The following is an 11,514-nucleotide window of genomic DNA, read 5'->3' on the forward strand; positions in this document are numbered from 1 at the left end:
ACAGATAACTACTATAAACCTGTTAACTCTCTTTTTTCTCCTCATCGGAAGATTCCTCTTCCAGCAACTTCGCCCACTCCTCTTCCAGTGAGCCTGGCTCAAATTCCGCTTGTTCCACTTCCGAGCTGTCCATTTCAGGTATTTCGATATCGATGGAGTTCAGATCGTCCACCATGGATTCGCCACTCTGCTCGGCTACCTCACTGTTTTCAACAGCAGCTTCCGTTTCGGCTTCTGATTTTGCGTCGTCGGACGGTTGATCCTCGGCTTCAGCGGTCTCATGCATCATGTCATCAGCAATCTCCATCACTTCATCGATGATCTCTGAAACCTCTTCATCCACATCTGCTGAATCTGCAGCCATTGTATCCACATCCGGTATTTCTACATCTGGCACTTCAACGTCTGGTATTACAACATCGGAGGTAGCTGCATCAGAAGCTTCCACATCTGGAATCTCCACATCCGGCACAACCTCGTCCGGAGTATCGGAGTCAGCTTCGGCTTCGGCCGTTTTTTCAATCTCTGTCTCGATGCTCTCCTCTTCCAGCTCTGATAGAGAGGACTCTGTTAACTCCTCTTCTGTCATATCCGGGATGACCATATCATCATCGCTGTCGGTTTCTGTGCTTGCTGCTGCTTCAGCCGGAGGAGGTTCTGCCGCCTTTTCGGCAGCTACAGGTTGAACCTGATCAGACGCTGCACTGGCTTCCTCACTTACAACCGCTGTCGCTTCTGCTGGAAAGCCGCCATCACCATCGGCAAACATGGTTGAGTATTCATTCAGCATCCGACCCATGGTATCCATGGTCACTCTGAGCTCTTCTGCAAGTCGCTCATTCTCTGCTTTCAGTGCTTCAACCTCGTCACTGCTGACATCGTCTGAACCACCAGCCGCACTGACATTGCCAGCCAGGGCCTGATAGGCCAGCACCAGGTTCTCCACATCCACATCGATCTGTTGCAGATAGACCTGATCATCTTTGAGAAATCCATTCAGCATATTCTGATAGAGCGTCATCTCCGTCTGTACGATGCCATGCAGCGTCTGGTCAAGCTGAGGACTCTGTAACTGATACTGCTCCTCCAAGAGTTTTTTCAACCGCTCGGATCGTTTCTCCTTATCAGTCTGCACCCGCTCTGCAAGATGATTTGCCGCTTTCCGTATCCGTTGTTTGCGAAGCAGTGTAAACAGCAGCAAAAGTCCACTCAGAACCACCAGCCCGAGCATGACCTCGGCAATGATCATTGCGCTCAATGAACTGATTTCGATCATTCTGCTTTCTCCTGCTCAGCCTCTGCTGATGCCTCGGGAGACTTCTCAACCAGGCTGATCTGATTGTTCTGATTTGATCTGCGGATCCACCAGAAGACACCACCACCAACAATGATCAACAGCAGATTGATCGCACCGAACCAGATTGCAGCTCCCAGCCATCCCTGATCCTCTTCTGGCTCAGGCTCAGGCTCAGGCTCAGGCTCAGGCTCAGGCTCAGGTTCTGGTTCCGGCTCTGGCTCCGGTTCCGGCACCGGATCAGCGACAGGCGCAGGTTCAGTCAGCGGCGCTGGAGGCGCTGGTACCGGCTCTGGCTCCGGTGGTTTCATCCCTTCGACCTCAGCCGGACTGTCTATATAGTCAACCACGGCACCATCCAGAGTACGGGCTTGGGCTTTCAGGGTAACCTTTCTGGAACCGGAAAATCCCATCAGATCGATCACGCCGACCGCGTCCCCACCAGCCGATGATGACTGCAGAGATAGTGGCAGTTCATTCCCTGATTGATCCTCCAGCCAGGCTTCTACCTGTAACGAACCGGGCTCGATCAATTTTGCATCGGCACTCAATTTCAGATCCAGTGTCTTGCCATCTTCACGGGGTTGCAGATTCATCTCCACCGGAGGCACGACCTGATAGGTAGTGCGCCGTTGCCGGTTGAAGGTTGCTCCCCGGGCATCGATGATCAACTCACCGACACCGCTGTTCAGGGCTTCTCCACCAAAGCTCATCGTGAAATAGCCATCACCTGCCTTGGCATCCGGCACCCGTCCATCATCCGCGAGTGGCCTTGGCTCAGAGTCACCAAGAATATCGCTTCTGCTGGCGGCGATATTCACTTTCTGCAAAAACGCATGTTTGCTGATGGTCTTGCCGTGATCGGTAAAACTTACCTGGTAGTCCAGACTCGATCCGTGAATGATCCGGTTGGGAAGGTCGGTGGTGACCATTTTCAGATCGGTCACCACCATCACCCGATTGTCTGGATCCGCTTCAGCCCGAATGCGCCATTCACCTGATTTGGGATCGGATATGGTCAACATATCGTAGCCCTCATCCCGATGCCAACTGACATTCGCCGGTGCGTTTTCCGCATTGTATGACTGACCTTCGGGTGGAATGACTTCAGTCGGCTTGGCTCCCGGTTTATGGAAAACCAACAGGGTTGCTTCGGTAATGCTTGGATCAATGGTGAACTTGTTGTCTTTAAGGGGTACAGAATCGGGTTTGCCAACCTTCTCGAAGATTCTCAAAAAGACCTTTTGTAGCTGATCCGCCGTCTCAGTCTGTTCATACCAGCCTCCAGTCTGACCTGCCAACTCCTGCATCAATTCGTGATCTGCATTTTTCGACAGCGCGATGGTATGCACCGTGACCTGATGTTGTTTCAGCCTGGGTAGTATTTTCTTCAGAATTCGCTGCTTGGAGGCGGCATTCTTCTTTTTATCTTTGGAGATATCCACCATACCGTCAGTCAGCAGAATGACACTCCGGCGATAAGGCCCCGGGGGACCACTCCAATCTTCAGTGGATCGTTTCAGCGCATCCTCAATATTCGTGAACTGGCCAGGGGAACCGATCGATTTTGAGCTTTTTCTGGCTTTCTGTTTCCACGCTTTATCCACCTGTCCAAGGGGGATCTGCATATTCACATATTGACCGAATGTCCAGACCCCGGCACGGGTCTCTGATGACAACAGGCCGACCAGCAGACGAAGCGCCGGCCGTCTCAGGTTTTTAGGATCATTTTTCTTCATGCTCCCTGAAACATCGATCAGAATGCGTGCATCGGCCTTGTCAGCCGATGTCTTGGCCACGGCTGCTGGTACCGAGATAACAGCGAATACCAGTGTGGCAATGAGAACTCTTTTAGCAATTCCTTTCATCATTCTGGAGAAACCCCGACTCTATTACCCGCCGTACTGAGGACAAACTGGCTGTTGAGACTCAATTCAGCCCAATCCTTTTAATCTAGCTTTGCCGGATCTTCTGTTTCTGTTGGTTACCGGCTCTTCCCAGGAGATACCGGAGCACTTACCCCGTCAACCCGGCCAAGAGTCAAATACAAAGCCCTATCACTTTAACGGCTAACCAGGGTAGCTCTTTAATTCCTAATCACCCGGTGAGGTGAAATCTCGATCTGATCAAATGAATACTCGGCAGGATGGATGGTTCAGGACTGTTTTTTATAAGGTGAGGGGATCCCGTCAGGCTGTTTGGCAAACCGTTTGTAGGACCATTGATACTGGGGCGGGAACATGTTGATCAGGGTTTCCACACTCTGGTTCAAGGCTCTGGCGGCCCGTAGCGGATCAGCATCCGCAATTCCCTCGGGGGCTGGCAGATAGTGGATATCATAGCCTCGCCCACCCGACAGGCGCTCGGCACAGGCAAGGATCACCTTTGCCCCAGTCTTTCTGGCAAGCTTGTTAGTCAGCAACATAGTCAGTGCCGGGTGGCCGAAAAAAGGCGCAAACTCCGCACCCCGGTCAGATTTCGGTTGCTGGTCAGGCAGAATCCCCGTCATGCCACCCGTTTTCAGCACCTGCAGAATACGCTTCACGCCACGATTGTCGGTAGGCACGGTTTCAGCCCCGCCCCGCTCTCTGGCTTGTTTGACCAAATCACCGAAGGACTCCTTTCTCGGTGGACGATATAGGTTGGTCAGCCTGCCCCGACGCTGCAGTTCCACGCCGACGATTTCCCAACAACCGATATGGGGTGCAAGAATGATCAATCCCTGCCCTTCATCCCGTATTAGGTGCTCCTCGCCATGAATCGTGTTGATCATTGCCAACACATCGTCCAGGGGCCGAAACCAGATGGCGCTCATCTCCATCAGGGTACAGCCGATCTGTTGCATGGTCTGGTTGCGCAATTGACGCCGCTCGACCTCATCCATCCCGGGGTAACAGAGACCCAGATTGATTTCAGTTGTGCGCAGTTCCCGATTGGGAATGAGGGTATAGAGTCTGCCCAGCACCCGACCCAAAGCATGCAACCAGGAGAGAGGCAGACGATGCAGGGAGTACCAGAATTTGAATAGAATCCGCTCTAACATAACCGTGAATTGTACACAAAATCTCAGGATTAGCTTATCAATATTGACCCGACAACTGAGTGTATCGTGTCGCAACCCGGCAACCGGGAAAACTTCCCATTTCAATCGCCCTGTAAAACACATAGATTGTTTTCATTCCTAAAGCATCTAACATATTGAGAATAAGATATACCACAGAGGAGGCTCTTATGAGCGAGCAAAAACTACAAAATCTGGCGCCACAGCAAGCCTGGCAGATGATACAGGATGACTCCAGGTCCGTACTGGTGGACATTCGATCCACCATGGAGTTTCTGTTTGTCGGACACCCCAAAGGCGCGGTACATGTACCCTGGATCGATGAACCGGAGTGGACCGTCAATCCCCATTTTGTAACCGAGATTCGAAAGTTACTGCTAGGGGGCAGTATCTGCACCATAGATGAGGGCTGCGCACCGGTGATCCTGATCTGCCGCAGCGGCAAGCGCTCCCTGGAAGCGGGAAAAGCGCTGTTAGATGCAGGCTTTGTTCGGGTCTTCCATATCGATGAAGGTTTTGAAGGCGATCTTGATGAGGATCATCGACGCAGCACCTTGGGAGGTTGGCGCTTTCACGGTCTACCCTGGGAACAGTGTTGAGACAATCAATCGGACCCTCTGCATCGGAATGAGCTGAATATCGGGTGCGGAACCACCCAGTGCACAGGCCCCGGGATACTATCAACGGCTACTTTTGTGTGTAACAATCTCCTGGCCAGGTATCAAAACGTATCATGTTGGATACACTGAACATGGATCAGTAACGGCAATTACTGGAATGGTATTTAATCAAAAGACGGGATTTTCCTGCATCGATGTGGTAAATATCACTCTGCTGGATAAACAGTATTGCAACAGGGAAGAGCAAACTGTTCGGTCATCAGGTTTTGGGTAACCTCGTAATAGCTGAGGAAAATTTGTTTAGACAACAGATGGAATCAAAAAAGCGATCAAAAAGCTTAGCAAAGAAACACAGGGAGGTTTTCAATGCGACAGATAAAACTCATACAATCTCTATTCTTACTTTCTCTCTTGAGCAGTCTATCCATAGGCAATCAGCTACATGCCATGCAGAGCGAATATGTTGATGCGATTAAAGCTGATTATCACGAGTTCAACAGCGGTACATTTGAACCACCACCGGAATTAACCTGGGTCGGTGCAGTCAGCACAGATACCAGTAACGCCGGTCTCGCCTACGAAAATCTGCAAGACTTTTCCCTGTTTCTAAAGGAAGCCTCTCCAGGCAGCTTCATCTTCTACAACAAATTACCTGACCAATATAAGGATCAGTTGCATCAGCAGTATCTCAAGACGGGCAACCTGGACGAGATCAAAAAGGACATTTTCAAATATTCAAGTGAAATCAAAAAGCAGAATCCCAACTAAGCTTCTGCCCATCAATTTAGCTGTAGCGAAAGTCTATGAACATTCAATTTAAGCCAGGCAAATGGTTAAGCTGCCTTTGCGTATTAACGATCTCTTTTTTTATTACTGCAACAGCCTTTGGAGGCGTCGATAGCACGTTGGAGTTACCAGCAGAAGATGAAATCCCCAGCGCTGAAGAGATCGCCAGACAGGTCTACTTTGCCAATCACTTTTACGCTTTTAAGAACTTCTCCATAGAGCGCCGTGGTCGCACAATGACCGTACTGATCAATCGCTCCTCCAGCGGTAAAGTCACTGCCACCGCATTGGAACGTCATCTGAACAACAAATACCAATCAGCCGAAGACGAAGTGATTCAATCACGAGACCTGGCAATCTTCCATTCCGGCAAATTGCGGGGCACCGGAATGTTGATTACCGAATACAAAGATGAAGAGAAAAACAAAGACTATATGGTCTGGTTACCCGCGCTGAGAAAGATCAGAAGATTCGCACAACCCCAACACGACGATGCCTGGGGAGGCAGTGTCTTCACATTCGGTGATGTCACCCTGAGAAAACCGGATGATGAGGAGCATGAACTGATCGGTAAGAAAAAACTGCGTACCTGCCTGGGCACCATCGATGACCTCGAAGGCAAGCACTATCGCTACGCCGGGGAACTCCCGGAACGTAGCTGCCGTCATATCAACAAAGAGGTTTACGGTTTAAAGAGCACCACCAGGTTTGACTATTGGTGGTACGACTATCGGATCAGTTACATCGACACCACAAGCTTTGCCGACTATCGCACCCTCTATTTCAAGGATGACGAACTGATCAAAGTCATCGACAGGGACTGGGGACTGGTGGACAGTGACAGGGAGGGCGATCCGCGGGCTCTGTTCTGGAAATACTGGTATGGTCTCGACCTGCGAACCGGCCAGGAAAGTTGGGCGGTGATTCCACAAAAAGTGGTCAGTTACAATAAAAAGCGCAGAAATTCATTCTGGTCTGAAAAGACTTTGCGCAAGATCAAGCGTTGAGGTGTTTTGAGTCTGCAAATAAACGCAATCTCAAGTACGGAGTTAAATCACCTCCGGCAGAGCCGGGAGACTTATTTGGTAATGCCCTCAAAGGGCTTGCAAAGCGTCCAAGGTGCTCACGCCTGAACCAACACTATCGGTCCAACACACCCGAGCTAGGGCCTGTTAACACTAATCCAATAGGCCCTAGAACGAACTCATTGCTTGCGACTTAACATTTTTTAGTCAAATCACACTGCTGCGCACAATAATAACCGCTATCGTTTTTACCACGAAGTGCACGAAGGGACCATACAACTCGTCGCATTAGAAACACCAACCTTCGTGTCCTACGTGGTCATAACGAACAGCCTGAGAAATGCTCAGACTGCTGTCAGGGTAAAACCTATGTTAGTCTCCCGGCACTGCCGGGGGGGTTTACCCATGTCAATCAATTTACCTGGTAAGCTTGTCATTCCTTGATACCTACGCCTCTGGACAATAGCCTCAAGCTGTACCATGTCAGCACGACAATGAAGGCTACGATAATGACCAGCGCGATCCGCACATCGATATCCGATACCCCCAGCAGTCCATAGCGGAAGGTGTTGATCATGTAGAGGACCGGGTTGGCCAGGGAAACCTGCTGCCAGAACTCGGGCAGAAGCTGTATCGAATAGAACACGCCCCCAAGATAGGTCAATGGTGTCAATACAAAGGTGGGGACGATGGCGATATCATCAAAACTCTTGGCGTAGACTGCATTGATGAATCCGGCCAGGGAGAACAGGATTGAAGTCAGTACGAATACCAGTAGGGTCAAGCTGTAACTGTTGATCGTCAAGTCGGTGAAAAACAGTGAGATCCCGGTTACCACCGTGCCCACGATCAACCCCCTGGCCATGCCTCCGGTTACATAACCGGCCAATACAATCCAATTCGGCACCGGTGCGATCAACAGCTCTTCAATGTAGTGCTGAAGCTTGGTACTGAAAAACGAGGAGACCACATTGGCATAGGAGTTCTGTATGACCGACATCAGGATCAGTCCGGGAACGATGAACTCGATATAGCGGTAGCCTTCCATCATTCCGATACGCTCACCAATCAGTTTACCGAAAATAATAAAATAGAGCGTGGTGGTAATGGCCGGCGGCAGAATAGTCTGCACCCAGATCCGGGCAAACCTCAATACCTCTTTGGTGACAATGGTCTGATACGCGATACGCTTTACATGGCCTGAGCTCATGAGCTCTGCTCCTCGCTTTTAGACTGAGCCACCAGATCGATAAACAACTGTTCGAGTCGATTCTGCTTATTGCGCATACTCATGACCGCTATGCCTTGCTGAGTCAGGGATTCGAACAGGCTGTTCATACTCTGCTCACGCTGCACCGTGACTTCAACGGTTTTATCACCGACCAGCTGCAGATTATAGCCCGGCAATTCTGGCGCCATAGTCAGCGGCTTACTGATATCAAGCACGAAATGTTCGGTATTCAGCTGACTGAGCAGATGGGACATACTGGTCTGCTCGACAATCCTGCCGTGATCGATAATGGCAATATTACGACACAGACTTTCCGCCTCTTCCAGGTAGTGGGTGGTGAGGATAATGGTTGTACCCTGACTGTTGATCTGCTTCATGAATTGCCACATGGCACGGCGAATCTCGATATCGACACCGGCCGTGGGCTCATCCAGAATCAGCAGCTTGGGGCGATGCACCAACGCCCTGGCAATCATCAGCCGACGTTTCATACCACCAGACAACCAACGTGCCTGGGTATGCCGTTTATCCCACAGATCGAGTTGACGCAAACTCTCTTCAGCCCGCTGAAAGGCTGCATTTCTGGGAATGCCATAGTAGCCGGCCTGATTCACCAGGATCTCAACCACCGGCTCCCACATATTGAAGTTGAATTCCTGGGGAACCAGCCCAATCATCGATTTGGCTTCGTTCTTCTGCCGATCCAGATCCTTGCCATAGATACTGACCTGTCCGGCGGTTTTGTTAGTCAACGAAGCGATAATACTGATTGCTGTGGATTTACCCGCTCCGTTGGGGCCCAGCAGGGCGAAAAAATCCCCTTCAGCCACATTCAGGCTGATTCCTTTCAATGCCTCAAAACCGTTACGGTAGGTCTTGTGAAGATTTTCGATTACCAGTGCAGACAATGTTTTCGGTCCTACAGACACAGTACGCCAAGCGGAGGAGTATCATACCCCTTTTCGTCCAGCTTTAATGGGGGCAGTCACCGCAAATTGCAACCTTACGGCGCAGAAATAACCATCCAATCTGTCGCATGGATTGATTTGCGCTTTTCAGGGTCGTTTGGATTCGTTTAGCAGGCCCTAGTGAAGACTAGTGGGCCGGCCCGAAGGGAGACCAACTGATCGTTACCTTATTTACCGCGTGGCCCAGCAGCTGCGAAGGTGAGACACAGCTGCCGGCCTAACCCAGCCGACGCTGCATCTCCAGCCACAGGGCCTGATAACAGCTGGCGGCAATGCTTTTCGGTGCGAATGCCTGGACCGGCATGCGGTGGATACCCATTTTTTCCACATCACTGGCATAGGGTATCTGTGCCTTCAACAACTCTCCATGCTCGTCAGGCAGGTTTTTCATCACATCCAGATGCATTCGTTTGCGTCGGTCGACCATGGAGAAGAAAGGCATCAGTTCCAATCCCGTGATCCGATGACCTTCCAGAAAATCGAGCAGTTGCTGGTAGGTGCGCAGCGACAGGGTTGTGGGGATCAAGGGCAACAGCAATCCCTCTGCCGCTCGAAAGATATTCTCTGATACCAGAGAGATACTGGGCGGGCAGTCGAGGAAAACGTAGTCGTAGGCTTGCGACAGTGGTCGCAACAGTTTCAGTAACTGCTTGGTCGGATTCTTCGCCTCTTCCAGCCGCAGATCCATATTCCGATAGGAGAAGTCTGCCGGAAGCATATCCAGATTTTCGAAGTCGGTCGCTTTGACCACTTCATCGAGATCAAGCTTGCCTTTGATCAGACGTTTGTTACTGCCTTTGACTTTGGGTTTGATGCGAAAATAGTAGGTGGCGGCGGCCTGAGGATCCAGGTCCCAGATCAAAGTACGATAGCCTTCAGTGGCGGCCAGATGGGCCAGATTGACTGCGGTGGCCGTCTTGCCCACACCACCTTTGATATTGTAAACACCGAGAATATGCATCAAGCCCCTCCAAACAGTTTTCGAAAGGCCTTTTGATTCCCGTCGCTGCTGAAGGCGGCAAACAGATTGGCAAACTCCTCTCGAGCGTTTGCCTGCCTTTCAAACAGGCGTCCTACCAGTACCCCCATCGCCATCAACGCACTGGCCGGCGCCCCCTCTTTGAGCATTTCGCTGCCAAAATCCTCGAGTGAGTGTGCCTGGACTTCCAGGTCCTGAAACTCTCCCAGATTATCGAGGATCACCTTAAGCGCCTTGATCAACTCCCGAATGGCCGGCTTGGGATAGAGACTCTGAAAAAACTCCATCATATAGCGCAGCTTCTTACAATCCTTGCGCAGATCATGCAACATCTCGGCTGGTGAGTCCGGCGCGATCGCCAAGCCATCCTGCAAGACCCGCGCATAGAGTTTACTGATCCGCTTGTCCGCCAATTTGGCGGTGGCTTTGTTCGCGCTAGGGGCATTCTCCAGATCGACTTTGCTCTCTTCAAGCCACTCCCGCCAGGTTTTGAGCAGTTTGCGGAAATGGGGAGAGTTGAGCTTCCTGACCAGTTTTGCCTGTTCCGTTTTATGGTGATTCAACAGATAGCTGTAGAAAGGATCGAGATCCCCCTGCAGTGCTTCAGGCAGGCTCGCCCGATACTGATCATACTTCAACAGATAGACATCCAGATCACGGGTCGGCCCGGTCACCTGGCCGATCCAGCCGAATCCCCGCTTGAATGGCTCAAGCTGCTGGGGATCAAAAACCCCTTTGATCTGGCTCATCGCAGAGCGGGTACGCCGGGTGGCAACCCGTAGGTCGTGAAGAAACTCACTGTCGAGATCCGCTTTGGTCCCGGCAACGTTGGCCTCCAGGGTATTCAGCAGATCCAACAGGATCTGTCTGGCCGCGCTGTCTGCGCTGGCATAAGGATCCAGTCGATAATTCAACTTGGAGCTGTAGTCTCCCGGCTTGATACCGGCACCCTGCAGTGCATCCTGGTAGAGGCTCTGCCCACAGTTGCGCAGCTTCATCGCCTTCAGGTATTCGACGATCTTCTCGAAATAGCTGAGATAGCCCTTCAGCGGCTTCAACACAATGCGGCCTTCCAACCGACCCGACTGCTTGCCGTCAATGGAGGCATAGCTGTTCTGCTCCAGCACCACTCTCACCACGGTCTTCTCTTCAGAATCGAGCAGCGCCAGTGTCTGCTGCTGCTGTATCACATGGACCTTGGGTTGCAAGACACGCATTTCAAGTACGGATGCCAGCTGATCGGCCAGAGCACCGGCAGGCAGATCTTTGGCAAACCCGGGAGATTGATCGATCACCTGGACGAGTGGTTCCTTACGGCCTTTAATAGAGTGCCAGCAGAGCCGGTTGAGGCTACCCTGCTCCTCGTGTAGCTCACCACCCGCATTCCAGACTCTCCAGTCGAAACTGTCGTAATAAGTCAGTTTCACTTTGGAGGGCACCTCTTCCCGTAAACCATGGGATTCCTTGAAGCTACTCTTCAACTGCTGCAGATCGAAATCGTCCGGTAACAGGTAGGATATCGGGTGTAAGGCCATATTATTGTCTCTATT

Annotated in this window: 10 protein-coding genes; 3 read left to right on the top strand and 7 right to left on the bottom strand. The window is 51.2% G+C overall.

Annotated elements, in window-relative coordinates; all coding sequences use genetic code 11:
- Positions 1–22 precede the first annotated feature (22 nt).
- The 3 genes from AC4IE8_RS08470 to AC4IE8_RS08480 form a co-directional block, all read right to left on the bottom strand.
- A complete protein-coding gene (locus AC4IE8_RS08470; RefSeq protein ID WP_490790803.1) occupies positions 23–1,276 on the bottom strand; it encodes a hypothetical protein in 1,254 nt (417 codons plus the stop codon).
- The gene (locus AC4IE8_RS08475; RefSeq protein ID WP_490790804.1) at positions 1,273–3,165 is read right to left on the bottom strand and encodes a vWA domain-containing protein; all 1,893 of its coding nucleotides are present in this window, start codon (positions 3,163–3,165) and stop codon (positions 1,273–1,275) included. Before AC4IE8_RS08475 ends, AC4IE8_RS08470 begins: the two co-directional genes overlap by 4 nt.
- Before the next feature lie 284 nt (positions 3,166–3,449).
- On the bottom strand, positions 3,450–4,337 hold the full coding sequence (locus AC4IE8_RS08480; RefSeq protein ID WP_490790805.1) for a lysophospholipid acyltransferase family protein: 888 nt from the start codon (positions 4,335–4,337) through the stop codon (positions 3,450–3,452).
- A 188-nt stretch (positions 4,338–4,525) separates the two neighbouring features.
- Between AC4IE8_RS08480 and AC4IE8_RS08485 the strand changes: the two genes are divergently transcribed.
- From AC4IE8_RS08485 to AC4IE8_RS08495, 3 genes are all read left to right on the top strand, one after another.
- A complete protein-coding gene (locus AC4IE8_RS08485; protein ID WP_068988112.1) occupies positions 4,526–4,954 on the top strand; it encodes a rhodanese-like domain-containing protein in 429 nt (142 codons plus the stop codon).
- Between the two features lie 387 nt (positions 4,955–5,341).
- Positions 5,342–5,743, top strand: coding sequence for a hypothetical protein (locus tag AC4IE8_RS08490; RefSeq protein WP_490790806.1), 402 nt, complete (start codon positions 5,342–5,344; stop codon positions 5,741–5,743).
- Between the two features lie 137 nt (positions 5,744–5,880).
- The gene (locus AC4IE8_RS08495) at positions 5,881–6,768 is read left to right on the top strand and encodes an outer membrane lipoprotein-sorting protein (RefSeq protein WP_490790807.1); all 888 of its coding nucleotides are present in this window, start codon (positions 5,881–5,883) and stop codon (positions 6,766–6,768) included.
- Positions 6,769–7,219: 451 nt separating this feature from the next.
- Here AC4IE8_RS08495 and AC4IE8_RS08500 read toward each other — a convergent pair whose 3' ends face one another.
- From AC4IE8_RS08500 to AC4IE8_RS08515, 4 genes are all read right to left on the bottom strand, one after another.
- Entirely contained in the window at positions 7,220–7,996 is a 777-nt protein-coding gene (locus AC4IE8_RS08500) for an ABC transporter permease (RefSeq protein ID WP_068988109.1), read from the bottom strand.
- On the bottom strand, positions 7,993–8,925 hold the full coding sequence (locus AC4IE8_RS08505) for an ABC transporter ATP-binding protein (RefSeq protein WP_083225921.1): 933 nt from the start codon (positions 8,923–8,925) through the stop codon (positions 7,993–7,995). Before AC4IE8_RS08505 ends, AC4IE8_RS08500 begins: the two co-directional genes overlap by 4 nt.
- 277 nt (positions 8,926–9,202) lie before the next feature.
- Positions 9,203–9,946, bottom strand: coding sequence for a ParA family protein (locus AC4IE8_RS08510; RefSeq protein WP_068988107.1), 744 nt, complete (start codon positions 9,944–9,946; stop codon positions 9,203–9,205).
- Positions 9,946–11,499: a CHAD domain-containing protein gene (locus AC4IE8_RS08515; RefSeq protein ID WP_068988106.1), complete on the bottom strand. Its 1,554-nt coding sequence runs from the start codon at positions 11,497–11,499 to the stop codon at positions 9,946–9,948. Before AC4IE8_RS08515 ends, AC4IE8_RS08510 begins: the two co-directional genes overlap by 1 nt.
- Positions 11,500–11,514 lie beyond the last annotated feature (15 nt).

The sequence above is a fragment of the Candidatus Thiodiazotropha sp. AKAK2 genome, assembly GCF_058244685.1.